This window comes from Roseobacter denitrificans OCh 114, assembly GCF_000014045.1.
GTDB lineage: Bacteria > Pseudomonadota > Alphaproteobacteria > Rhodobacterales > Rhodobacteraceae > Roseobacter > Roseobacter denitrificans.
The window spans coordinates 1,636,446-1,661,495 of the sequence record NC_008209.1 but is presented as its reverse complement, the minus strand read 5'-3'; the positions used below and the strand labels follow the sequence as shown (position 1 = coordinate 1,661,495).

General features: G+C 58.6%; 21 protein-coding genes and 1 pseudogene. 11 read left to right on the top strand and 11 right to left on the bottom strand.

Annotated elements, in window-relative coordinates:
- Positions 1–73: 73 nt before the first annotated feature.
- On the bottom strand, positions 74–1,330 hold the full coding sequence (locus RD1_RS07970) for an ABC transporter substrate-binding protein (protein WP_011567970.1): 1,257 nt from the start codon (positions 1,328–1,330) through the stop codon (positions 74–76).
- 440 nt (positions 1,331–1,770) lie between these two features.
- Between RD1_RS07970 and RD1_RS07965 the strand changes: the two genes are divergently transcribed.
- From RD1_RS07965 to nagA, 4 genes are read left to right on the top strand one after another with little or no spacing between them, the layout of a single operon-like run.
- Positions 1,771–2,664, top strand: coding sequence for a BadF/BadG/BcrA/BcrD ATPase family protein (locus tag RD1_RS07965; protein WP_011567969.1), 894 nt, complete (start codon positions 1,771–1,773; stop codon positions 2,662–2,664).
- Positions 2,661–3,425 carry a GntR family transcriptional regulator gene (locus tag RD1_RS07960; protein WP_011567968.1) on the top strand — a complete coding sequence of 255 codons (765 nt, stop codon included), beginning with the start codon at positions 2,661–2,663 and terminating at the stop codon, positions 3,423–3,425. Before RD1_RS07965 ends, RD1_RS07960 begins: the two co-directional genes overlap by 4 nt.
- On the top strand, positions 3,422–4,450 hold the full coding sequence (locus tag RD1_RS07955; RefSeq protein WP_011567967.1) for an SIS domain-containing protein: 1,029 nt from the start codon (positions 3,422–3,424) through the stop codon (positions 4,448–4,450). The genes RD1_RS07960 and RD1_RS07955 overlap by 4 nt, the downstream gene beginning before the upstream one ends.
- Positions 4,450–5,577 carry an N-acetylglucosamine-6-phosphate deacetylase gene (gene nagA / locus RD1_RS07950; RefSeq protein WP_044033011.1) on the top strand — a complete coding sequence of 376 codons (1,128 nt, stop codon included), beginning with the start codon at positions 4,450–4,452 and terminating at the stop codon, positions 5,575–5,577. The genes RD1_RS07955 and nagA overlap by 1 nt, the downstream gene beginning before the upstream one ends.
- 48 nt (positions 5,578–5,625) lie before the next feature.
- Here the strand turns inward: nagA and RD1_RS07945 are convergent, their stop codons facing one another.
- The 5 genes and pseudogenes from RD1_RS07945 to RD1_RS07925 form a co-directional block, all read right to left on the bottom strand.
- Entirely contained in the window at positions 5,626–6,237 is a 612-nt protein-coding gene (locus tag RD1_RS07945) for a ferric reductase-like transmembrane domain-containing protein (RefSeq protein ID WP_011567965.1), read from the bottom strand.
- 12 nt (positions 6,238–6,249) lie between these two features.
- A pseudogene (locus RD1_RS07940) lies at positions 6,250–6,646 on the bottom strand (twin-arginine translocation pathway signal).
- A 162-nt stretch (positions 6,647–6,808) separates the two neighbouring features.
- Positions 6,809–8,122 carry an HlyD family type I secretion periplasmic adaptor subunit gene (locus RD1_RS07935; protein ID WP_011567962.1) on the bottom strand — a complete coding sequence of 438 codons (1,314 nt, stop codon included), beginning with the start codon at positions 8,120–8,122 and terminating at the stop codon, positions 6,809–6,811.
- Positions 8,119–9,849 carry a type I secretion system permease/ATPase gene (locus RD1_RS07930; protein ID WP_011567961.1) on the bottom strand — a complete coding sequence of 577 codons (1,731 nt, stop codon included), beginning with the start codon at positions 9,847–9,849 and terminating at the stop codon, positions 8,119–8,121. The genes RD1_RS07935 and RD1_RS07930 overlap by 4 nt, the downstream gene beginning before the upstream one ends.
- A 263-nt stretch (positions 9,850–10,112) precedes the next feature.
- A complete protein-coding gene (locus RD1_RS07925) occupies positions 10,113–10,814 on the bottom strand; it encodes a GntR family transcriptional regulator (RefSeq protein WP_011567960.1) in 702 nt (233 codons plus the stop codon).
- A 335-nt stretch (positions 10,815–11,149) separates the two neighbouring features.
- Between RD1_RS07925 and RD1_RS07920 the strand changes: the two genes are divergently transcribed.
- From RD1_RS07920 to acdA, 5 genes are all read left to right on the top strand, one after another.
- The gene (locus RD1_RS07920; protein WP_011567958.1) at positions 11,150–12,235 is read left to right on the top strand and encodes a TRAP transporter substrate-binding protein; all 1,086 of its coding nucleotides are present in this window, start codon (positions 11,150–11,152) and stop codon (positions 12,233–12,235) included.
- A 62-nt stretch (positions 12,236–12,297) separates the two neighbouring features.
- A complete protein-coding gene (locus RD1_RS07915) occupies positions 12,298–12,795 on the top strand; it encodes a TRAP transporter small permease subunit (protein WP_011567957.1) in 498 nt (165 codons plus the stop codon).
- Positions 12,792–14,342, top strand: coding sequence for a TRAP transporter large permease (locus RD1_RS07910; RefSeq protein WP_011567956.1), 1,551 nt, complete (start codon positions 12,792–12,794; stop codon positions 14,340–14,342). Before RD1_RS07915 ends, RD1_RS07910 begins: the two co-directional genes overlap by 4 nt.
- Before the next feature lie 108 nt (positions 14,343–14,450).
- Positions 14,451–14,765: a bactofilin family protein gene (locus RD1_RS07905; protein WP_011567955.1), complete on the top strand. Its 315-nt coding sequence runs from the start codon at positions 14,451–14,453 to the stop codon at positions 14,763–14,765.
- A 138-nt stretch (positions 14,766–14,903) separates the two neighbouring features.
- Positions 14,904–16,082, top strand: coding sequence for a 3-sulfinopropanoyl-CoA desulfinase (gene acdA / locus RD1_RS07900; protein WP_044033010.1), 1,179 nt, complete (start codon positions 14,904–14,906; stop codon positions 16,080–16,082).
- Positions 16,083–16,316: 234 nt separating this feature from the next.
- On the opposite strand, the gene RD1_RS07895 is transcribed toward acdA, so the two are convergent.
- Both RD1_RS07895 and RD1_RS07890 read right to left on the bottom strand, forming a co-directional pair.
- Complete coding sequence (locus RD1_RS07895) at positions 16,317–16,583, bottom strand: hypothetical protein (RefSeq protein ID WP_011567952.1); 267 nt, start codon at positions 16,581–16,583, stop codon at positions 16,317–16,319.
- A gap of 351 nt (positions 16,584–16,934) precedes the next feature.
- Positions 16,935–18,794 carry a sensor domain-containing protein gene (locus tag RD1_RS07890; RefSeq protein ID WP_011567950.1) on the bottom strand — a complete coding sequence of 620 codons (1,860 nt, stop codon included), beginning with the start codon at positions 18,792–18,794 and terminating at the stop codon, positions 16,935–16,937.
- 288 nt (positions 18,795–19,082) lie between these two features.
- On the opposite strand from RD1_RS07890, the gene RD1_RS07885 reads away from it, so the two are divergent.
- Both RD1_RS07885 and RD1_RS07880 read left to right on the top strand, forming a co-directional pair.
- Positions 19,083–19,817, top strand: coding sequence for a hypothetical protein (locus RD1_RS07885; protein WP_245897231.1), 735 nt, complete (start codon positions 19,083–19,085; stop codon positions 19,815–19,817).
- A 17-nt stretch (positions 19,818–19,834) separates the two neighbouring features.
- Positions 19,835–21,043, top strand: coding sequence for an MFS transporter (locus tag RD1_RS07880; RefSeq protein WP_050759064.1), 1,209 nt, complete (start codon positions 19,835–19,837; stop codon positions 21,041–21,043).
- Positions 21,044–21,197: 154 nt separating this feature from the next.
- Here the strand turns inward: RD1_RS07880 and RD1_RS07875 are convergent, their stop codons facing one another.
- Genes RD1_RS07875 through RD1_RS07865 form a run of 3 tightly spaced genes read right to left on the bottom strand, consistent with a single transcriptional unit; the run spans position 21,198 to position 25,040 of the window.
- Positions 21,198–21,728, bottom strand: coding sequence for a sarcosine oxidase subunit gamma (locus RD1_RS07875; protein ID WP_011567947.1), 531 nt, complete (start codon positions 21,726–21,728; stop codon positions 21,198–21,200).
- A 13-nt stretch (positions 21,729–21,741) separates the two neighbouring features.
- Positions 21,742–24,744, bottom strand: a complete 3,003-nt coding sequence (locus RD1_RS07870; RefSeq protein WP_011567946.1) for a sarcosine oxidase subunit alpha — start codon at positions 24,742–24,744, stop codon at positions 21,742–21,744.
- Complete coding sequence (locus tag RD1_RS07865) at positions 24,741–25,040, bottom strand: sarcosine oxidase subunit delta (RefSeq protein WP_011567945.1); 300 nt, start codon at positions 25,038–25,040, stop codon at positions 24,741–24,743. Before RD1_RS07865 ends, RD1_RS07870 begins: the two co-directional genes overlap by 4 nt.
- Positions 25,041–25,050: the final 10 nt, after the last annotated feature.

Sequence of the window (25,050 nt, the reverse complement as noted above, 5' to 3'; positions counted from 1 at the left end):
TCTCCTTGGCGATGTCAGCGCGGGTCAAACCCCGGGGCGAGCATGCATCGCCCCGGGGGATTTGCCGCAGGCGTTACTGTTGTGGTGTGTACCACAGGGCCAATCCATCCTGCAGACGCTGCGCGGCATCCTCAGGACTTTCATCGCCCTTGATAACCGCGACGGATGCATTCCACGTTTCGTTCTCGAGGTTAGGCGTGCCACGCGACAGGATTTGATAGGTGGAGCGGATGGAGCTTTCGCATTTGCCGCGCCACGAAATGAACTCCTGCGCGAGCGGATCTTCGAGCGCCACATCGGCCTTGGACAACGGGAAGAACCCCGGCAGTGAATTGGCAAAGATATTCGAAAACTCCGATGATGCCACCCAGTTCAGAAAGGTCATGGCGGCTTCGGGGTTTTCGGTGGCCGCATTCATGCCAATACCGATATCCGTGTGATCCGAGATGTAGCAGGTATCGCCCGCATTCTGGACCGGCGGATGGAAGGCACCCATTTCGAAATCGGCCAGCGCATTGAAGCCCGAGATTTCCCAGCTTCCGGCCGGGTAGATCGCAGCGCGCCCGAGCGTAAAGATGTTCTGACTGTCAGGATATGTCTGCGCTTCAAACCCATCACCCAGATAGGCCCCCCATTTCGCCAACTGCCGGAACGGCGCAACCCAACCCTCATCCGTCAGCTTTTGCTCCCCGGCGATGAGAGCCATGCGCCCCTCCTCGCCCTTCCAGTAGTTGGGGCCGATGTTGTTATACCCCATCGTGGCCGCTTCCCACTGATCATTCGTGCCCATGGCCATGGGAATGTAATTCCCGTCTTCCTTGAACGCTTCCAGCACGGCAAAGAACTCTTCTTCGGTCTGCGGCACGGCCACACCGACTTCTTCGAAAGCATCCTTGTTGTAGATAAATCCATGGATCACCGAAGCCATTGGGACGCAGTAGGTCGCGCTGCCATCATCCGTGGACCAGCCCGATTTTGCCACATCCGAGAAGTTCGACATCCCTTCCAGATCGCTCAGATCGGCAAGCCGTCCAGCCTCGAACAGGGCGAGCGATGCGTCAAACGGACGACATGTGATGATATCCCCCGCCGATCCCGCATCCAGCTTTGAGTTGAGCACAGCGTTGTACTCCGCGGGCGCGGATGGTGTGAAGCGAACGCTGATGTCCGGATGTTGCGCCTCAAATGCCGGGATGATCTTGTCTTGCCAGATAGCAAGGTCATCATTGCGCCAGCTTTCAATCGTCAATTCCGCCTGCTGTGCCGTCGCGGCTGATGCGCCCAAAAGCGTTGTGGCCAGAAACAGCCCCTTGAAAGTGTTTTTATGCATTGGTGTCTCCCGTTGGAATGTCGTCAGATGTTCATTTTTGTTTTTATTCCCGCATCTTGCAAGCACGCGCACAGATCACCCTGTCAGAGTCGTCCTCTCGCGTTTTGACCACATGGACAATGAGACATGGCTTGCGATGCCGCATTTGGCCCAGATTCACCACAAACGCGCGTATGGCGCCGAGGTCTGCGGAGCAACATTTCGAATGGTTGCTGCATTCTCAAACCCGGCTTTACCAGCCTGTTGTTCACCATGTCATTTCCTGGTGAGAAAGGTGTCATTCCATGGTGCCGCCACCGACTTTGGTTACAATACCTAAATAACACCTTTAGCCTATCATTGGTTTAAGATCACGATTATTCGCCGAGAACCATATAGTTTCACCCTTTTGGTCTATTATTGGCTATTTATGAATCAAATAGGTATGATATAGGTATTTTATGAAACTCAGCCCCAAATCCTATTTGCTTGGTGTGGACGGCGGCGGAACCGGCTGCCGGGTCGCCATATCCGACACGTGTGGTCGGCGCATTGGCGGTGCATCCGGCGGGCCAGCCAATTTCGCAACCGACCCGGACAGCGCACTCCGGAACATTCTTACCGCCCTCGATGCGGCAGCGTCTGATGCCGGTCTTGCAAGCGGGTGGTCGGAGGCATGCGTGGCCCATGTGGGGCTTGCGGGCATTATGGAACCTTCGGATGCGGAACGGGTCGAATCCGCCCTGCCGTTCACACAGATCACCGTGAGCGACGACCGCGAGACCTCGGTGGCGGGTGCGCTTGGCCCACAAGACGGGGTCTTGATGGCCATTGGCACGGGAACGATCGTTGCCGCGCAGTCGCAAGGTTCTACCCGATACTTCGGCGGATGGGGGATGGCCCTGGCGGATCAGGCTTCGGGCGGGTGGCTCGGGCAACGCGCCTTGCGCCAGACCGTTCTGGCGCTTGATGGCCTGCAAGCGCATTCCGCCATGACCAAAAACCTGCTGGACCTTTTTGACAACGATCCAAACCAAATTGTCCAATTCTCAAAACACGCCGAACCCGGGGACTATGCCGGTTTTGCGCCAATGATTATCGACGCCGCACGTATGCAGGATGACAACGCACAGGCCTTGATGCAGCGGGGTGCCGCCTATCTGAACGCCTGCATCAAAGCGGCGGATCTCGCCGAGACGGCCGCTTTGTGTCTTTCAGGTGGGGTGGGCCCGCATTACGCCGACTATCTTGATCCGCGCTGTCAGAACCGACTGCAAGCCCCCAAGGGCTCCGCCCTCGACGGGGCGTTGATGCTTGCGCATCAGGCCTTGCATCAAGGGACGGGCGCGCGATGAATGTTGCCGCTTTCCTAGAACCTGCGGACTGGTTCCGTTCAAAAGGGGGCCCGCGGTATATTCAACTGCGCCAAAGGCTCAGCGACGGGGTCACGACCGGGCAACTGGCGACGGGCAGCCCCTTGCCCCCAGAACGCGAGATCGCGGCCATCACGGGTTTTTCCCGGGTGACCGTGCGCAAGGCCATCCGGTCCCTGGCCGAGGATGGCGTGATCTTGCAGAAACAAGGGTCCGGCTCGTTCATCGCCTCAAGACCAAAGCAGATGGAGCAGAATCTGTCCCGGCTGACCTCATTTTCAGAAGAAATGGCACGACGGGGTAAGGACGCAACATCCCGTTGGTTGGAACGTGGGCTGTTCATGCCCTCTGCGGATGAGATCACCTGCCTGTGTTTGACCAACGAAGATCAGGTCGCACGGATCACCCGCCTGCGCCTTGCGGATGGTGATCCGATCGCGATTGAGCGCGCGTCCCTGCCCACGGACATCCTGCCCAACCCGTTGGCGGTGGAGACCTCGCTTTATGAAACACTCGAAGGCCACGGCCACCGACCGGTCAAAGCATTGCAAAAGATTTCCGCCATCAACCTGACAGATCAGGATGCCGATTTGCTGGCCACATCCCCGAAAGACGCGGGCCTGCAGATTGAGCGCACCTCATACCTGAGCTGCGGACGGGTCGCGGAGTTCACGCAATCCACCTATCGGAAGGATGCCTATACCTTCATCGCCGAACTCAGACTCGCCAAGGAGCCAGCATGACTTCTCAAACCCACATGCGGCGCGAAATCCTTGAAATTCCGGACGCGGTCGCAACCCTGCTGACACGGGGCGCGCCCGAAGTCAGGGCCGCTGCACGCGCCTTGCAAGACGCAGACCCCGCGTTCCTGATTTCGGTTGCGCGCGGCTCGTCCGATCACGCAGCGACCTATTTCAAATATGCCACCGAGCTTGTCGCCGGTATTCCGGTTGCCTCCGTCGGCCCGTCAGTTACCTCTATCTACGGGCGCAACCTGCGGCTGTCCCGCGGTGCCTGTCTGGCGATTTCGCAGTCAGGGAAAAGCCCGGATATCGTGCGCATGGCAGAAATGGCCACCGCGCAGGGTGCCGTTTCCATCGCCCTGACCAACCACATCAACAGCGATCTGGCCGGGGTCAGCACCCATGCGGTCAATCTGCATGCCGGTGTCGAACACAGCGTGGCCGCCACCAAGACATTCGTGACCTCTGCCGTGTCGGCCATCTGGCTGATGGCCGAGTGGCAGCAGGACCATGCGCTGTTGCGTGCCCTGCATGATTTACCGCAGGTGTTGAAGAAGGCGGCGCACATGGATTGGTCCATCCTGGAAGATGAGATCGTTTCGTCCCGGTCGCTCTTTTGCCTTGGCCGTGGGCCCGCGTTGGCGATAGCCAATGAGGCGGCTCTGAAGTTCAAGGAAACCTGCCAACTGCACGCAGAATCCTATTCCTCCGCCGAAGTGCTGCACGGGCCGGTTTCCATAATCGAACGCGGATTTCCCGTGATCGCGCTCGCAGCCGCTGATCAGGCCGAAGCATGGCTGGTGGATGTGGCCGACCAACTTGCCGCGAAAGGCGCGCATGCCTTTGTGACCTCTGACAAGACCGCGCTGGCCCGCGCCCTGCCCTGCGCGCGCACATCGCACCTCTTGCTTGATCCGCTCGCGTTGATCGTTTCATTCTACGCCATGGTCGAACAGGTCGCCCGGGCGCGCGGCATCAACCCCGATGCGCCGCGCCACCTCAGGAAAGTGACGGAAACACTGTGATGAAACGCGCATATACGGGAGCGGATATCTTTGATGGCAGCACGCTCAGCTCTGACAGCGCGCTGCTGTTGGATGGCGGTGTCTATCGCGGTGTCGTGCCAAGGCGTGACATCCCGTCTGACTACGCGGTTGAAACCTTGCCGGGGGGTACGATCCTGCCGGGGTTTGTTGATTTGCAGGTCAACGGTGGTGGCGGTGTTCTGTTTAACGAGGATCCTTCAGTGGCAGGTTTGCATGCCATCGCGCAGGCGCATGCGACCACGGGAACGCGCGCCCTGCTGCCCACGCTCATCACCGACACGCCAGCGCGCACACAGGCAGCCGTCGACGCCGTCGCGGCGGCCATTGAACGCAAGGTGGCGGGGATCATCGGCATTCACCTTGAGGGGCCGCACCTGAGCCTTGCCAAAAAGGGGGCGCATGACCCCGCCTTGATCCGCCCGATGACGGATGCGGATGAAGCATTTTTGCACGATGCTGCACGGCGTTTGCCAAACATCATGCTCACGGTGGCCCCGGAAAATGTGACGAACGCACAGATCACCCGCCTGTCCCGCGCTGGTATCATCATTTCGCTGGGTCACACCGATTGCAGCATGGCCGATGCGCAAGCCGCCTTTCGGGCCGGTGCCCGCTGCGTCACGCATCTGTTCAACGCGATGCGCCAGCTGGGCAGTCGTGAACCGGGCCTTGTCGGGGCGGCGCTGGATACCGGTGATGTGCATGCAGGTCTGATCGCGGATGATATCCACGTGCACCGGGCCAGCATGCGCGCAGCTCTTTGCGCCAAGCGCGCGGGTGGCGGTATTTTTCTGGTGACCGACGCCATGGCCACCGCCGGGTCCGACATCACGGAATTCCGTCTCAACGGGCGGCGCGTGCTGCGTCGGAACGGTCGCCTGACCCTGGAGGATGGCACGCTTGCCGGGGCTGATCTGACGTTTCCGCGTGCGCTGGACGTTCTGATCAACATCGTGGGCTGCGAAAAAGAGGTCGCGTTTTCGATGGCAACCCGTGGCCCTGCGTGTGTCTTGACCAACCCTGGCGCGGTGGGGCGGTTTACACTGGACCACGGCGCGCAGGCCATCCATCTGGACGATGATCTGCGCTATGTCGGGGGTCTGTAGGGGCGCTGTCTGATATCCCGAAAGACGCTATAGCGCCGATCGCATCCGTTACCGACGCCGCAAGCCCTGCCATGCACGCAGCCGCAGCACCACATAGCCCGTTGCGATGATCACCAATGCGCACAGCGCAACCTTTGAAACGATCTCCATCGTTCCCTCGATCAAAAGTGCATGCACCACGCTACCTGCGACGATGATCAGGGCAAAAACCGTGTGAATGATCCGCCAGTACCGGGGTCGCAGCCGCATGCGATGGCGCAGTGCTGCAAGCAATGCGGTCGCAAAGATCACCCACATCGCAATCACACCCCAAAGAGAAAACGGCGTGGGCGAGACAAAAAGAAGCGCATCGACAACATCCGGCGGACTTGTGATCCAGAGCGCTGCAACATGGACAAGCACGGCTGCAAGCAATGACACCCCGATCCAGCGGTGAACACGTCGGCCCCGCATCATCGACACGCCGGGCAAAACGCCACCCGCCAGCAGCGGCTGTACCAGCAAAAGGGTCAGGGCGATGACACCTGATAACCCGGCGATGATGTAAATGGGATCACGCCACGCCAGCAACGGGCTTGCGGCAGATGCAGCTACAGGCACGATCACAGCCAAGGCGAGCGCGACCCATATCGCGACCGCGCGGATCAACATCCCAACCATGTCAACAGGGGATCAGACCGGTTGCAGAACAAAATCCGCGCTCAACGTGGTGTCTTTTGCGCTGCGCATGACCGGCCTGAGGAAGACAGTTTCGAATTCATCGCTGTCATAGGCCAGATGTGCATGCGGTTGACCAAAGGCCGGAACGATCTGCGGCATCTCAAGGCGAAACGCGCCATTGGCATCGGTCAAAGTCGCGCCGTGGCTGTGCGGGTCGCGTTCGTGCCCTTCGGTTGTATCCGCCGATCCGTTCGACGATTGGGGCACCGGGCAGGTAGTTGTTCGCGCCCCCGCGCATGGTGGGCGTCGGGGCCAATCCGCTGGCCTGCGCGGGCAGGATCAAGCTTGTCGCGGCCGCCGCCGCGCTGGCCGTGACAAGTGAACGGCGGGTCAATACTCTGCGGGTCACTTCCGGTTCTCCTGTTACGGTTGTTGTTCCCTTGAAAAACTAGCACGCAATCCGCCGAATCCGAACAAAGCGCCGCAAAACCGGCCATAACACCCAATCACAGCTTCGTGATCGCAGGCGACGCGTCTTGCCGCGCCTCAACATGTAGCCGCCCGTTTGTCTCTACCCCTCGCGGAAGGCGCGGGTGAAGTAGTCGGTCAAAGGTTTGGCCAGATAATTCAACGGCGAGCGTTCCGCCGTTTTGATGAAGGCCTCAACAGGCATGCCCGGCAAGAGCACCTGTCCGCCGAGCTTCTCGGATTCGCCCTCCTTCGGCACCAGTTTAACCTCGTAATAAGACATGCCGGTGACTTCATCTGTGAACACATCTGCGGACATGCGCACCACATGCCCGATGATTTCAGGCGTCAGGCGCTGGTCGAAAGCTGCAAAGCGCAGGGTCGCTTCCTGCCCGACATGGACCTGATCAATGTGAATTGGATCGACCCGTGCGGCGACAACCATCGGCTGGTCCTGTGGGATGATGTACATGATCGGCTCCGCGGGCGAGACAACCGATTGCAAGGCAAAGATGCGCGATCCGTAGATGACGCCGCTGACCGGGGCGCGCAACTCCATGCGCGACAAGGTCTCCATCGTGCTCAGGCGGCGCTGAACCAGTTCGACTTCCTGAAATTGAAGGTCGCGCAGGGTCGATATGGCTTCTTCGCGCAGGCGCGTCGTCAACGCAATCCGCTCGATGCTGAGTGACGCGATCTCACCACGCAGTTGCGCGACGCTGGCGGTGATACTGCCGATTTCACCCAAGAGCCGCGCCTGTTCGCGCTGCAACGAAGAAACACGCGAGGCAGGTGCCAGCCCTTTGTCAAAGAGCGTCTGACTGTCGGTGAGCTCAGCTTCGATCAGGCCGCGCTGGGTTTCCAACGCGGCCAGCTGCGCGGTTGCCCCTTCGATCTGGTTTTCGGCTTGTGCGATCTGCTCAAGGATCTGCTCCGAACTTTGTTGCAGCGAGGTTGCGCGCGCCTCGAAAAGCTGCGCCTGCCCGTCAATAAGCGCCTGCACCGAAGGGTCTTTTTCCGCCAGTTCGGCGAGTTCTTCGCTCAGCGGCAAGGCATCCAGCCCGTCCCGCTCTGCCTTGAGCCGGGCCTTGCGGGCAAGGATTTCGAAGAGTTGCCCCTCTATGATCGCAAGTTCGGAGCGCAGCTGCGTGTCATCAAAGCGCAAGACCGTATCCCCGGCGTTGACGAAATCACCATCCTGAACGGGCAAGGCACCGACGACCCCCCCTTGCGGGTGTTGCAGCACCTGCCGGTTCGATTCCACCTCGATATTGCCAGAGGCAATAACGGCACCGGCGATCCGCGCCTGAACGGCCCAGACGCCGATCACCCCGACCAGTATCAAAAGCGCAGTCATCCCGACCATCAGCGGGCCGGTTGCTTTCCATGCGCGCGGTTGTTTCGATTGTCCGTTCATGATGATGTCGCCTGTGCCAGTGATTTTTTGATGTTCTCGACGTTGCTGACCATGGATTTCAACACTTCATCGCGCGGGCCATCCGCCTTGATCCGCCCGCCGTCAATGACCAGCAAGCGGTCACATTCCGACAACGCACTTGGTCTGTGAGTCATGATCACAACGGCACGGTTGGCCGCCTTGAATTCGCGCACCGCGAGGTTCAGCGCAACCGATCCATCGTTGTCCAGCGCCGAATTCGGCTCATCCAGGATCAGCAGAACAGGGTCACCGTAAAAGGCGCGCGCCAAGGCGATGCGCTGCCGCTGGCCGCCCGACAGTTGCCCATCATCGCCCTGCACGATGGTTTTGTACCCATCGGGCAGCGACAAGATCATGTCATGGGCATTGGCGCGCTTGGCCGCCTCCACGACTTTTTCATCATCGGGGTTGATCGCCATGCGCGCGATATTCTCGGCAATGGTGCCCGAAAACAGCACGACATTCTGCGGCAGATAACCGATGTAGGACCCCAAGGCGTCCGGATCGTACTGATCCAAAGTCGCGCCGCCAAAACGCACCTCGCCCGCCGCCACTCGCGTCAGGCCCAGCAACGTCTTGGCAAGGGTCGATTTGCCCGAACCGCTTTTCCCGATAACGCCAAGTGCCTCTCCCTCCCCGAGGTAAAAAGAGATACCGCTGAGCGTTGGAAACTTTGCGCCCTGGGCAACGACAGAAACGCCTGCAAAAGACACATTGGCGTGCGGTGTCGGCAATGTATGCGTTTCAGGGAGCACAGGGGTCTTTTCCAGCAGCTCCCCCAGCGATGACCAGGCGCCACGGGCACGTTGCACGGTGCTCCACTGGCCCAATGCCTGTTGCACCGGGGCAAGGGCACGGCCCATCATGATCGAGCCCGCGATCATCGCACCCGCCGTCATCTCCGCCTGCAACACCAGATAGGCCCCCAGCGCCAGCATCGCGGATTGCAAAAACAGGGTGAAGGATTTGGACATGGATGTGAACACACCCGTCCAGTCGTTGGATTTGACGGATGTATCCGTCGCCTCCTCGCTCAGGCCCTGCCAGCGGGCCGTGACCGCTGTGCTCATGCCTTGCGCGCGGACAACTTCGGCGGCCCTGCGCGCCTGTTCGGCAAACCCATGCGCGCGGTTGGAGACGTTCTGCGCCTCAAGGGTCTTTGTATTTGTCAGCCAATTGTTGAGCAGCGTGATGATGATCAACAGCACACTGCCGCCCAATGCCAGCCAGCCCAACATCGGGTGAAAAATGAAAATCGCGCCAAGGAACAAAGGGGTCCATGGCACGTCGAACAGCGCGAGGATCACGGGGGAGGCGAAAAACGTGCGGACGGTTTCCAGATCCCTGAGCCCGCTTGCCGGGATCGATCGTTCGCTGGGCAATACCGCGCGCCGCAGCACCGCCTCGAACACGCGGTTTTCAAGGATCGACTGAAACCGTGCACCAAACCGGGCCAGCACACGACCGCGCGCATATTCCAGAAGCATCATCAGGCCGTACAGCGCCCCGACCAACACAAACAAGGCCACCAGCGTTTCTTCGGACCGCGACCCGAGGACACGGTCATAGACCTGAAGCATGAACAATGGCCCGGTCAGCATCAGCAGGTTTACAAAAATACTGAACAGAAACACCGCCCACAGCAGCCATGAACCCGCACGGCGCGCGCTTCGCAACTCTTCAATGCCTGTTACTTTCTTGGCCACGATACCAACCCCACCCGTTTAAATGCCCGTTCTCACGGCGCTCATCAAATACATTAAACCCAATGTGTCTTAAAGTAGTATACACAAACGCGCGGTTTTCCACTGTCCGAAACAATCGCACGCCTAAAATCTGCGGCTTTAACGACCACGCCAGTCATTTAAGCGCTCTTGCGCAGGTCGGCGTCAAGTGGCAGGCGCTGACAGACAAGAAGTTAAGAGACGATCCGCTGCTCGGCCAGTCAAAAAGATGCATCGCAGCGTGATCAGTTTTGCGCCGACAGTTGATACCCCGGGGCCGTCACGGATCGAACCGTCGTGATCGGAGCCGAACCGATCCATGTGGTGCGTTCAATCACCAGCAAGGCCTCTCCTGCCGCGACAGACAGGTGTTCAGCGTTTTCACCTTTGGCATTCACGGCAAAGAAGCGGACATCGAGCTTGCTGTAGGGCTTGTTGCGCACAAGCCATTCGTTGGCGCTGCTACCGGCAAGGTCGACCTGCAGGATATCGGGCGTTGTTGTGATGTCTATCCAGCGATCTTCAAAGATATATGGTTTGCTGTCAGACAGATGCACGGCTTTGACATGCAAGGCTTCGCCCGGCTCGCTGCTGCCAAAACGCAGTAGGACTGACTCCGGCATGGGCTCCACCGCGCTGCTGATCAGCCGGTAGTCATAGGTACTGCCGCGCTGCTCGACCTCACGCCGGGTGATCGGGATATCAAAGGTGGCGCGCGTCACCGGGTCGGCCCTGACATGGGTTCCGCCTTTTCGCTTACGTTCGACCAATCCTATCCGCGCGAGGTCCTGCATCGCGCGGTGCACGGTCGTGCGCGCGCATCCCAACCCCAAAGCGAGATCGTTGTCGCGCGGCAGCTTGTCCCCCGGTGCATATGTCCGGTCGAGAATACGCGCCTGTATCTCATCACGCACATCAGTCCAGGAAAGGCGGGTTTGACCAGTCAAACGGCTGCCTCCCGCCGCCACCGCCGGAGCGGGGCTGCCCGGTCAAACAGGCTGCTTGCAAGACTCTGCGGATGTTTCGCGCAAATGAGTGGCATGCGCGGCCTCCCGTGCTGAAACGACGTTGACATTTTTATGTAGCTACATATTAACTTCAAGTCGGGGATAAAACAAGGACCATAAATGCCAAACACCTGCATCCCGTCACACACTGCGGCCGCTGAAACTGCGCGCCTGATTGATGGTGTGTTGGCGCAATGGTTGCGCGTCCCGCACCGGAACAGCGCGTCACAAACAGCCGGTTAAGAAAACGCATTCAACCCAACAAGGAGAGAGAAATGGACAGACGAGATTTTTTGAGGGCAGGAACCGTTGGAGTTGCAGCATCAACCCTCGCCGCGCCCGCCATCGCGCAGGATGTGATGCAGTGGAAGATGGTCACCGCATGGCCCAAGAACCTGCCCGGCCCTGGTGTGGCTGCGCAAATGCTTGCGGATCGGATTACCACGCTGTCAGGTGGCCGGATTGAAGTAAAACTCTTCGCGGCGGGTGAATTGGTGCCAGGTCGCGGCGTGTTTGATGCTGTCTCCGAGGGCACCGCGGAACTCTATCACGCCGTGCCCGCCTATTGGGGGTCGAAATCAAAGGGCATCCTGTTGTTTGGCTCGCAACCCTTTGGCCTGCGCGCAGATGAACAATTCGGCTGGATGCAGCATGGCGGGGGGCAGGCGCTTTATGATGAGATGTATGGCCGTTTCGGAATCAAACCATTCCTGTGCGGCAACTCCGGCCCACAATGGGCGGGCTGGTTCAAGAATGAGATCAACTCCGTCGAAGACCTCAAGGGCTTGAAATTCCGAACCACCGGGATTGCGTCGCAAATGGCGGCGAAACTGGGCATGGCCGCCGAAGCCATGAGCGGCCCGGCGATGTTCCAGGCGCTGCAGACCGGCGCGCTGGATGCGGGCGAGTTTATCGGGCCGTGGACGGATTCTGCATTGGGCTATTATCAGGTCGCCAAGAACTACTACTGGCCGGGCGTTGGAGAACCCTCCTCCGCAGAGGAATGCGGTGTCAACGCCGACGCTTTCGCAGCCTTGTCCGATGACCTCAAAGAGGTCGTCACGCAGGCTTGTACCGGGCTCTATAACCCGGTGTGGACCGAATACACGACCAAACACGCCCAGTCGCTCAAAACGCTGGTGTCAGAGCATGGCGTCACCGTCCGCAAACTGCCCGATGACGTGATCGCTGCCATGGGCAGCGCCGCCGGTGAAATCATGGAAGAATACCGCGCGGATGACGATGAACTGGTGCGCCGTATTACCGAGAGCTTTATCGCCTATCGCGATCTGGTTGGCGGTTACATGACCTATGCGGACAACGGGCAGATGAATGCCCGCGCCGGAGTTTTCGGCTACTGAAACACCGCTGGCGCGCGGCCCTGTGCTGCGCGCCCATCCTGCGGTAACGAGGGGGAAGTAGCGTGCTGGCATTTGCAGACGCGGTTGATCGGCTGAACCAAAAGGTCGCTTATGCGGTGCGCTGGCTGGCTCTGGCGATGGTGCTGGTACAGTTTTGCATTGTCATTGGCCGCTATGTGTTTGGCTACAATTCCATCGCAGCGCAGGAAAGCGTGCTCTACATGCATGCGACCCTTTTCATGCTGGGAGCGGGGTATACGCTGCTGGTCGACAAACACGTCCGTGTCGATGTCTTCTACGCCAAGCTCACCGAACGTAGCCGCCGCAGGGTCGATATCTTTGGACATGTGTTTTTGCTGCTGCCCTCCATGACGGTGCTGCTCTATTGGTCGTGGCCTTCGGTGCGCAATTCCTGGAAAATCCTTGAGGGTCCGATGTCCGTCGGCGGGATCGAGGCCGTCTTTCTGCTCAAATCGCTGATCCCGGCGTTTTGCTGTCTCATCATCCTGCAATCGCTGTCCCTTTTGATCCGTCTGCTTGTGCAAGGTGCAAAATCGTGACCGAATACCTGGACCTGATCATGTTTGCAGCCCTCATGGTCGCGATCCTTTCAGGCTTTCCCGTCTCTTTCAGCATCGCGGGCGTGGCGGTGATCTTTGCCTATCTCGGTTGGATGATGGGGATCATGAATGTCTCCCTTCTGGGGGCTTTGGGGCAACGCGCCTTTGGCCTGATCAGCAATCAGGTGCTGATCGCCATCCCGGTTTTCGTACTGATGGGCGCGATACTTGAAAAAAGCAAGATCGCCGAAGAGCTGCTCGACACCATGGCGCGCTGCTTTGGTCAGTTGCGGGGTGGCTTGGGTATTTCCGTGGTTCTGGTCGGGGCGCTGCTGGCGGCCTCGACGGGCATTGTGGGCGCGACGGTCATCGCGATGGGCTTGATCGCGCTGCCCACGATGCTGCGTGCAGGTTACAACCCGGCGGTCGCCTCGGGCATTGTCTGCACGGCGGGCACTCTGGGGCAGATCATCCCCCCCTCAACCCTGCTCATCATCCTCGCTGATGTGATGTCAAACGCCTTCCAGCAAGCCCAATACGAACAGGGCAAGTTCTCGGTCGAGGCGCTTTCGGTGGGGCAGTTTTTTGCCGCAGCCCTCATACCGGGCCTGCTTTTGGTGACGCTCTACCTGCTCTATATCCTCATACGCGGCGCGCTCAGACCGACCGATATGCCCCCGGCGGAACTCGGTCTGGGCCGCCCGGACAGCCGTGAGGTTCTGGCGGCGATCCTGCCGCCTGTCCTGCTGATCTTTGCGGTGCTGGGCGCCATCCTTGGCGGCATTGCCACCCCGACAGAAGCGGCCTCCGTCGGCGCGATCGGAGCGCTTTTGATGGCCGGGCGTAAAACCGGCAGTCACACGCGGCTGATCCTTCTGGGCGTTGCGGCCTTGATTGTGCTGGCCATTCTCGCGGGGTCCTTTCCAATTCGCCTGCAGCGCAACGACAATGGCATGCTGGAATGGATGGCCGGGGGCGTCTACGGGCTGCTTGCGCTGACGGGGCTTGGCGCGGTTGGATTGGCGCTGCGGGCCGCATTTCGCAAAAGGATCATCCATGATGCGTTGAATTCGACCCTCACCATGACAGCGATGATCTTTGCAACCATCCTTGCGGCGGGTTTCTTTTCGCTGGTCTTCATTGGCCTGGGCGGAGAGGAACGCGTCGAACACGTCCTCGCCAGCCTGCCCGGCGGCCCCAGCGGTACATTGCTGTTCGTGATGCTCTTTGTATTCGTTCTGGGCTTTTTCCTCGATTTTGTCGAAATCTCCGTCATCGTACTGCCTTTGGTGGTCCCGTCCCTGATCGTGATGGGCCATGACCCGATATGGCTAGGCATCCTTCTGGCCATCAACCTGCAAACCAGCTTTCTGACGCCGCCCTTCGGGTTTTCCCTGTTTTATCTGCGCGCGGCAGCCCCGGACGAGATTGCAACAAGCCAGATCTATCGCGGGGTGGTGCCTTTCATTGCCCTGCAGGCAGTCGGCATTTTCCTTGTCTGGAGCATGCCATCCCTCGCCACGTGGCTGCCCGACGCCCTGTTTTAGCAATCCGGGCCCGTTTACCCCTTCCCCGCGCCCCGGACCGCCTAAACGGGTGTTCAAATCACCCACGCCACTCTACGATCACGCTCAACACAAATTGAGGAGCAAGATGTGGCGGTTTCAACAATAGAAGAAGACCTTACAATCAAAGGCAATGTTTCGTCGAAAGGCGGGAACGTGGACATAAAAGGCAAGGTCGTCGGGGACGTCACGGCAGAAGCGGTTCTGATCCATGGCACAGGTTCCGTAGACGGGGCGCTTGCCGCGAGGAAGATCGCCGTTCAGGGCAAACACAAAGGCAACCTGAAATGCGATGACCTGACATTTGCCTCAACCGCGCAAGTCGAAGCGGATGTCAGCGCGCAAACGCTGACGACGGAAAGCGGCGCTAAAATCCTTGGCAAGGTCCAGATCAGCGGGGGATAATGACGCCCTGTTATGTCTTGGCGTGAATGGTGCATGCAACTGCGCCGGGTCGATATCCTTGGGTATCGGGTTATCTGTATGTGACTGCGCAGAAGTCGGCGGCGTTCATGCTGGTTCAAATCAAATCAAGAGGCACTTATGACACGTGATACAGTTGCCAGGGCGCGCGCGCTTGCGCCTGTGTTCGCGGCCCGTGCGGCGAAATGGGACAGAGAACGCGCCTACTGCTGGGACAATATCACGGATCTGGTTGATGCGCGGATCATGGGCATGACCATTCCCAAGGAGCTTGGCGGCCTTGGGGCCAGCTATCTGGATGTTGTCAAGGTTGTCGAAGAGGTGGCCAAGGCCTGCACGCTCACAGCGCGGGTCGTGGTCGAGGCCAATATGGGCGGCATCAGCGCCGTCATGGCCTATGGCACGGATACGCAGAAGCAACTCTGTGCGCCGCTGGTTCTGGCCGGAGACAAACCGGCGATCTGCATCACCGAGCCCGATGCGGGTAGTGCTGCGACCGAAATGCGCACAACCGCCCGAAAGCAGGGCGATACCTATGTGATCAATGGCACGAAACACTGGATCACAGGGGGCGGGGTTTCAAAGCTCTACCTGATATTCGCGCGGGTTCTGGACGGTGATGGATCAGACCTCGGGATCGGTGGATTTATCGTTCATGTGGACCCGGGCGCGGGCATTGAACCGCCCGGTTTTTATGTCCTTGGCCGCGAGAAAACCATGGGGCTGTGCGGGATGCCCGAGGCTGAACTCAGGTTTGAAAACCTCATGGTGGGTGCAGACATGGCGCTGATCCCGCCATCAGGTTTCAAACGCGGTTTTGCCGACTTGATGAATGCCTACAATTCTCAACGGGTGGGCGCGGGTATGATTGCGATGGGCGTGGCGGCAGGTGCATTGGAACATGCGAAAAAATACCTGCTCGAACGCAGGCAATTCGGCCGTCCCTTGGCAGAGTTTCAGGGGTTGCAATGGATGATCGCCGACATGGACACCCAGCTTTGTGCCGCGCGCCTTTTGTTGCACGCGGCCGCGCAATCGCGCGGACCCGGTGGCAGCCAGTTCCCTGACATGACCATGGCCGCACGCGCCAAGCTGTTTGCATCGGAAATGGCGATAAAGACCGTCAGCGATTCCCTGCAAATGTTCGGCGCGCGCGGATATGGAGACCGCGAACCGCTCGAACGCATGTACCGCGACGTTCGGATGTTCACCATTGGCGGTGGCACGGCGCAAGTGCTGCGCACGCAGATCGCCGGTTCCGTGCTGGGGATCAAAACGCCGCAAACACGCGATACCTGATGAGCGGCGGCGTTGCCATGTCGCGCCGCATTCAAACCAGCCGCGCTTTTCGCAACGATTGTGCTGGATTTATACCTGACAGCCGCAGAAATGTGATCCGGCTCGGACCGGATGACACAGATATCTCAGGGTGCGGGATCGGGGTTTGGCCCGCCCGCGCCCGGTGCGGGAAAGCGCCGCTGCCCTTGACACGTAAAGCGCTGAAATCCTTGATTTCAGGCAGCGTTATGTGGTTCAGGCGGCGGCGGTCGTTGCCAGCGTGATGGCGCGGGAAAGCGCTTCGTCAACAAAAGGGGTTGGTTGGCTGGTATTGCAGACCTGCCTGCGGCCCGGTCCCACTTCGTAAACGCAAGGCACATAGGTTCCATCCGGCACGGCAGAGGCACAGGGAACCCATCGTCCACCCGGACCTTCGATGGCCGTTCCGGTCTGCACATTCACCGTTCCCGGCGGGGGACTGGTTACAAGAACCGATGGGTCAAACAGCTCAGCGAGGCTCATCACGACTCCTTTGGCAGATCAAGGATGAGCCACCGTCATGAAGGATTGGTCTGTCGAGAATGTGACCACATCAGCCGCTTTGCCTTCGATCCGCCGCATTTGCGCAATACCTCGCACGAAATGAGATCAGCTAGCAGGGTGAAACTCCCTGTCTGGTTTCGCAAAACCACAGTAAAGGCTTTAAAAGCAGTAAGTTAGGCAGGCGTGAAAGGCGTCGTAAAATCACCTGAATTTTAGGTGAACGCCTCAGTCTTGCCACTTTTGTCCAAGATTCCCCGCCGACGGAGCCCGAGATCATCCCGCTTGGGCGTCATGGTTTCAAAGCCAACACTGGTGTGCAACGAACAACGGTTAACCTGCGCTGGCGATATTACGCAGCACCTTGCGGTTTTCGTCAACCGGTTGCGGGGACCAGAATTGCCCGCCCGATTCAATGAGCCTGTTGCGCAGATCGCTCTCGCTCATCGGTTTGCCAAAATAGAAACCCTGCAGATAATCGCAGCCCATCTCCGTGACGAGGCGCGCATGTTCTTCGGTTTCGACGCCTTCAGCCACCACCCGCATTCCAAGGCTTTTTCCAATGCCCACAATTGATGCGACCAGCGGCCTTGTGTTTGCCTGCTCGACAATCGGCTGAATAAAATGACGGTCAACCTTCAAAATCGCCGGTCGGATTTTCAACAGGCCAGACACAGAGGCATGTCCGGTGCCAAAATCGTCAAGGGCAATCGTCACGCCCAACTCGTCCAACTCATCAATGGTCCACCGCACCACATCCCCCATCCGGTCCAGATAAACCGACTCAAGGATTTCAATCGTCAGTCTCTGAGGGTTGATACCAGAGCTTTTGATGTCATGGATGAATGTGGGATCCGCCAAGCGCGCGGCAGAGACATTCACAGCAACGCGCGGCAGATCCACACCTGCATCGTCAAAGCGGGACAATGCACCATGCACGCTGGCAAAGACAATTTCATCAATCCGCTTGAGGATTCCCATATTTGCGGCGGTATCAAGAAAGGCGGCGGGTGCAAGAATGCCCTGCGTTGGATGTGCCCATCGCACCAGCATTTCAGCGGAGACAATTTTACCGCTCTGCGCATCAATCAATGGCTGGAAATATGGGATGAACTCACTTCTTTCGCAGGCGAGCAACAAGTCTGATGCGAGCTTTTTGGTGGCGATGGATTTGGCGTGCATTTCCTCGGTGAAAAATGACCAACGGCCCTTGCCCTGCGATTTCGCATGATAAAGCGCTTCATCAGCATCCGCGACCACCTGTTCGGGGTGTTCCATGTGTTTATTCGCAATCGCCACACCAACACTCGCGCTGCAGGCCGTCGACTTACCGTCGCATGCAAAAGGCGCCTGCATCGTCCCGACGATGTCATCGGCCAGACTGCTGATATTCAGAGCGCTCTGCGCGAGTGGCCTCAGTATCACAAACTCGTCCCCGCCAAGACGCGCAACGAGGTCACAGTCACCAGTCAGATCGCGCAGCATATCGGCCACGGAAACCAGCAGCCGGTCACCGGCATCATGACCCAGCGTGTCATTCACGAACTTGAAACGGTCAAGGTCGATGTAGATGACAGCGAATTCCGTGCCGTGCTTTTTCAGGTTCTCAATCCATGTCTTGAGCTCAACCTCGAAATGGCGGCGGTTTGACAGGCCGGTCAACGCATCCTCATTCGCATCTTTGGCAACCGATTTTGCAAGTTGGTGCAAACGTGTGTTTTCCTTTTCCAGACGTTCAACCTGTTCAAGCGCCTTTGCAAAGGCTGCCTGATCTGCCACCGCCGGGTCTTGCAACACCTGCGAGGCGGGTGCCGCGTGCTCTTCCTCAAGTTCTATGATCGAGCATAGCCACCAGTGATTGCCCGTCTCGGCCTCGGAGAGGTGTACCCAACTCATGCGCTGCCAGTAAACCTCGCCATTCTTTCGGTTGTTGCGCGATTTGGTTGAAAAGTTCTCCCACTTCATCAGCTTTTCGATGATATAGAGGTGAACGCCCTGCCCCATATCCGGACCGATCAATATGGTGCCGCGTTCACCCAAAGCCTCGGCGGCGGTGTATCCGGTAATCCTTGTAAAGGCTTTATTACTCCACTGGATTTCCATCACGGCGCCGTCCTCGCTCGACGCCAAAGCAAGTGCGAGCCCTTCGGTGCACTTGTCATTGATTTGATTGAATATCTGAGCAGGTATCATGTGTAGAGCCCTAAACGCTGTCCTCCTTGTGGCATCCAGACGATTAGGAATTGTTAAGCCCAAAGAATGCGCCAAGCCTTTTTTAGGGAAAGTTATAATGATCTGCCTTTGAAATGGCCCAGCCCGCAGCGGCGCAAAAATGCACTCTGGAAAACCCAAACTAGCGCGAAACACGACACCAACTCACACAAGATTAACCAATTGATGGGAGGGTCCGCCACAGGCAGAAATCAGAGGGCCGACTGAATGTTGATGTCACCGAGTAGACTATTTGAACTGACGAGACAGTTGAGCGACACGCTCACAGAACTTGAGCAGGCCGGAATTCGCGTCGAGATCGGTGACGACTTTGCCAAATACCGCGCCTATCGCAACCAGCAGCACGACCGCAGCCCTCTCTATCCGATGTTTGATGTGACCCGATCCTACGTCGATCACACCAATGGCTTCTGGGTGTGTGGTTTCAACACCGATGGCGAATTGGTTCACACGCAGGCCGTCCGTCTGCTCGACCTGACGGGCATTTCCCTTGCAACACATCTGAACAAACACCGACACAAATACATCACCCCGGATTCAACACCCGACCCGGATCTGACCTTCTATTCCGGTCCGGATGCGCTGCACATCATTACCGGCAAGGTCTGTTATCAAGGCGACTTCTGGCTGCGCGCGCGGGGCCTTGGCGGGCCACGAAGTCAGGGCACGACGTCACTTTTGTCCCGCGTCCTGCTTGAGGTCATGATCGCCGCCTGGAACCCGTCTTTCGTCTTTGCGCTGGTGCCCAAACCACTCGCCGCAAAAGGTGCACATCTGCGGTATGGTTACAATCACTGCGATCCCGGACGATGGCTGGGCCCGGACCAGCAGATAACCGAAGAGGACTATCTGATCTGGATGGGTGCGAATGACATGGCCAATTTTGTCGGACGTACCCCGCAAAACCTGCAGCGCACGACAGGTATGCTGACCGCCGCGGAAAGTGACAGGAAGCGCAATGCGCCCACAAATGCAAATGCCTGAGCGGCGAGTTGGTATAAATGACATCGCACATACCGCAGATTGACAAGGCAAGCGCCGCCGCCGTATCGCCGCGTGGCATGATTATCGGCCCGGTGGCGGCGCATGTCGCCTTCGTGCTGGAACTGACATTGGTGCCTCTGCTGCTGCCAGCGATGCAGTCGCACCTTGGTTTGTCGGTTGGTGATCTGGCCTGGATCTTCAATTCTTACGGCATTGCAGTTGCAGTTGGTGTTTTGCTGAGCGGATGGTGCGGCGACACCTTCAACCCGAGGAAAGTCTTCGGATACGGCGTCGCCCTCTTTGCAGTCGGCTCGCTTTTGGTGGCCGCTTCAAACAGTTTCGAGATGCTCCTTTTCGGGCGTGCCGTTCAAGGTCTCGGCGCGGGTGTCTTTTCACCTCTCCTTCCCCTGCTTCTGACGCGTGCCTCACCTTTGAAACCGGGGAGAATGTTGATCGTCTGGGGCAGTATTGCAGGCTATGTGTCCGCCCTTGCCCCGTTTTTTTACGGCAGCTTCTTCAGCAAATTCGGCTGGAACATCGCCTTTGTCTTCATTGCGCTTGTGGCGCTTGTTGCATTGATACTGCTGAACAGGTTGCGCGACCCCGATGAGCACGCAGCAACACCGCCTGCTCCCAAGGACTACACTCAGATTTTGCGCGCCCGCTATCTCTGGATCACCTTTGCCTATGTGTTTTGCACCTATGGCGCGATCACCTATTACCTGTTTCGGCTGCCGGTCTGGCTGTCGGACAATGACGTCAGGACGGCCAGTGTCGGCCTTGCCCTGACGGTTTTATGGCTGACATTTTCCGGGTTGAGCACCTTGCTGCGAAACATGGTGGACAGCCCACACATCCGCACGATCATGTTTGCCTCGCCAATCCTTATCGTCGTTGGCTTTCTTCTTTCATATGGCAATGAAAATCTGTTTTTCATCGTGCTGTCGTGCGTCTTCGTCGGTGCCGGCTTGGCCTGTAGCAATGCACCATCAACGCAGCTGATCCTGCGATTTGCTCCAAAGGGGCTCAGCGCGGCCTCGACCAGTCTGGACATAACCTTCGCACGGCTCGGCGGAATTGCGATGGTCGCGCTGCTTGCAACTGCGGGCTTTGCCTTTGCTTTCTACGCAACTGCCTTGTCGTGTTTCATCGCCGCGACCTGCGCGCTGATCGCCAGCAGGGGCCTCGGGTTTCCCCCCAGCCCCGCTGCGCGCTCAACACTCTGACCCAACGTCCGGGTGCGCCCCAGAAAAACAGGGGAGTAAGCAAAAAATGTTTCTCACCGATATTTGGCAACGATGCGCGTTTCTCTGCGTAAGGCTGGGCAATACCGAACGTCCCACCCGTTCAAGCCAAAAAATACCCAGCTCAAAACAACGGTTACAAACCAACCGAGAGCTCTGTAACTCCGATCTCCAGCAGGCCATGGACATGGGGGAAATAGGACCGCCAGACTTCGACGCGGAAGGCATCCTCCGCGTCCCGGATCAGTACGATCTGCGCATAGTCAAAAACCGTGCGCTTAGCAGTTCCCACCGCCATACGTGCCAGATCGAGCGGGCAACCAACAGCCAAGAGGTCAATCGCTGCCGATCCTTTGATCCCGATTGTGAGTTCACGATCTGAGATCACCGTCAAACTATGCGGTGTCTTTGCGCGGACCGCATCAAAAACTGCAACGATGGCTTCCTGATCCGCCTCGCCTGCGTGCAACAGCCACTCATCCGGCCCGATGCAATAGGCCGCGCGATCGCCCTTTTTCGCGCCCTGCCCGATCTTGCCGGGTAGGTCCAGTCCAAAGGCCTTGCTGGCGACGGACAAATCGGCCGGCGCAATACGCAGGTTGAAACGTGCCACCGGCGGCAGGACACTCACCGATACGGCGTCAAAAGAGTTTACGGGAGCATTCATCTGGTCGTCCTCCTCATTCAACCTTCAGGCGGTCGCCCGCCGGGTCATAAAATACGGTTCCGGTGACTTTGGCAGGAATGCTCCCCCCGTCTTCGGTCGGGACATGCAGCGTTTCATCCATGCGATCAAACCCGCCTTCGACAACGGCCATGGCGATCGAACGGCCCAGTGTTTCAGACCAGTAGGACGAGGTCACATGACCGATCATTTTCATCGGCTTGGGCTGCTTTGGGTTCGCCACGATCTGCGCGCCTTCCACCAGCACGGTTTTGGGATCCTCTGTCAGCAAGCCGACAAGTTGTTTACGCCTCGGCGCCACGATGTCAGGGCGATCCAGTGAACGCTTGCCAACGAAATCAGGCTTCATCTTGCCGATGGCCCAACCGATGCCCGCATCCTGCGGCGTGACGGTGCCATCCGTATCCTGACCGACGATGATAAAGCCCTTTTCAGCGCGCAAAACGTGCATGGTTTCAGTGCCATAGGTGCAGATATCGAATTTCTGCCCCGCCTCATGCAGTTTTTCCCAAAGGGCAAGACCATGGCGCGCAGGCACGTTGATCTCAAAGCCCAGCTCTCCGGTAAAGCTCACCCGGAACAGGCGCGCGGGAAAACCGGCAACCGTGCATTCGACAAGCGCCATATGCGGCATCGCATCGGCGGAGATATCCGCGCCTTCAACGAAGGGCTGCAACAATTTGCGCGCGTTCGGACCGTTCAGCGCGATGGTGGCCCATTCCTCCGTGGTGGAGGTCAGCCAGACCTTCAGGTCGGGCCATTCCGTCTGGAGGTAATCCTCCATCATGTTCAACACGCTGGCGGCACCGCCCGTCGTGGTTGTCACATGGAACAGATCGTCCCGTATCCGCCCGATGACACCGTCATCGCGGATAAAGCCGTCCTCCCCCAGCAGCAGGCCATAGCGGCACCGCCCCACGCCCAGTTTGGTCCAGGGATTGGTGTACATCCGATTCATGAATTCGACCGCATCCGGGCCGGACACCTCGATTTTACCCAAGGTGGAGGCGTCGAACATGCCGACACTTTCCCGGGTCGCCTTGCATTCGCGCGCAACAGCCTTGTGCATGTCTTCACCGGCTTGCGGGAAATACCACGCGCGCCGCCACAGCGCGACCGGCTCAAACACTGCACCGTTTTCTTCGGCCCAGCCGTCGATGGGTGTCTTGCGTGTCACTTCGAAATGCTTGCCTTTGTGATAACCCGCAAAGGCGCCGAATGTTGTCGGGGTGTAGGGCGGGCGGAAGGTCGTCAGACCAACTTGCGGGGCCTCCTTGCCCAAGGCGTCGGACGCAATCATCAGACCGTTCATATTCGACAGTTTGCCCTGATCCGTTGCCATCCCGTTTGTCGTGTAGCGTTTGACGTGTTCGATGGATTTCATGCCCTCGCGCACCGCCAGACGGATGTCCTTGGCGGTCACATCGTTCTGGAAATCGACAAAGGCCTTGGCCTTGCCCGCACTGCGATCACTGGGCAGTTCTTTTTGCGTGATGCCGGTGCCGGTACGGTCATCGGTCACCTTATACGTCACCGTATCCGCCGTCTGCCCCAGCGCCTGCACCGCGTCAACGCCCGCCTTTGCGCCATCCTCAAGCGCGGCGGCGACACCCCAGAGGCCGCGCCCCGCACCCGCAATGTGGACGTCTTCGGTCTTGTTGCCGGGCAGATAGGCTTTGGCGTCCGCATCCCAATCGAGGGACCCTTTGGTGTGCGAGAACAGATGCAGCGACGGTGTCCACCCACCACAGACCAGCACCGCGTCACAGGACAGCATCCGCGCATAACTCACACGGCCCTCCTTGATCGGGTTAACCCGCAGCCCCTTGACGCGCAAACGGCCCTTTGTGCCGGTCGCTGTATGTCCCACCAGCGTTTCGATCCCGCGCTTCATCGCCTGCTGCACAAGCGAGGGCGCAACATCAGGCCGGGTGTCGACAATCGCCACGACTTCCGCGCCTGCATCCGCCATGTCAAAGGCACTGTACCAAGCGCTGTCATGGCTGGTCAGCACCACGGGCCGCCTGCCGACCAGAACGCCAAAGCGGTTCAAAAAGGTCTGCGCCGCACCCGCCATCATCACGCCGGGGCAGTCGTTACCGTCAAAAACCATAGGCCGCTCGATCGCGCCCTGCGACAATACGACCTCATGCGCACGCACCCGCCACATGCGTTCACGCGGTGCGCCATCAGGAATATCGGCCATGTGATCGGTCAGTTTCTGCACCATGCCGATCATGTTCTGGTGATAGTATCCCATCGCCGTGGTGCGCGTCATCAGGCGCACGTTGGGCATCTGATCGAGTTCTTTCATCGCGGCGGCGAGCCAGTCCCACGCGCTCTGCCCCTCAATCGAAACCGTAGGTTCAGAGAGCAAAGTACCGCCCATTTCGCTGTTTTCGTCGACCAGAACAACATTGGAACCGGCGCGCCCCGCTGTCAGCGCCGCAGCAATCCCCGAAGGGCCCGCGCCCACGATCAGGACATCGCAATGCAGATAGCGACTGGCGTAATGGTCGGGGTCGACCTCGGTCGGGGCCTTGCCAAGACCCGCAGCCTTGCGGATCAGTGGCTCATAGACGCTGTCCCAGAAACTGCGGGGCCACATAAAGGTCTTGTAGTAAAACCCGGCGGAAAACAGCATGTAAAGCCGGTCGTTGATCGCACCAAGGTCAAACTGCAAGGTCGGCCATTTGTTCTGGCTTTCGGTTTCAAGACCTTCATAGATTTCCTGAATTGTGGCGCGGGTGTTCGGCTCAAACCGACCCTTGCCCCGCATTGTTCCGATCAACGCGTTCGGCTCTTCGGAACCAGCAGTCACCACGCCGCGCGGGCGGTGGTATTTGAAACTGCGCCCCATCAGGTGAACGCCATTCGCCAGCAACGCCGATGCGACCGTGTCACCCTCAAGACCTTTGTAGATTTCGCCGTCGAATATGAATTTTACCGGCTTTTCCGCGTTGACACGGCCCCGGCCTTCTACACGAAATTCGTTCATTTCCCGGCCTCCTCGGCTGTCGTGTCAGGGCGGGGCTGCCCGGCCTTGTAGGTTGTGACAAAACGGTCACTGACCGTGTCCCGCAGGGCATTGAAAAAGCGTCCGCAACCGTTGATGTGACGCCAGCGCTCGGCGTGCACGCCTTTCACGTTGGTACGGATAAACAGGAAATCGCGCCATTCCTCATCCGTCAGCTTTGATGGATCGGCGGGGCGGTCGATGTGCGCCTCACCCGCATACGCGAATTCCAATTCGGGCAGCGTCTCATCGCAATAGGGGCAATGTATCAATAGCATCAGATTTCTC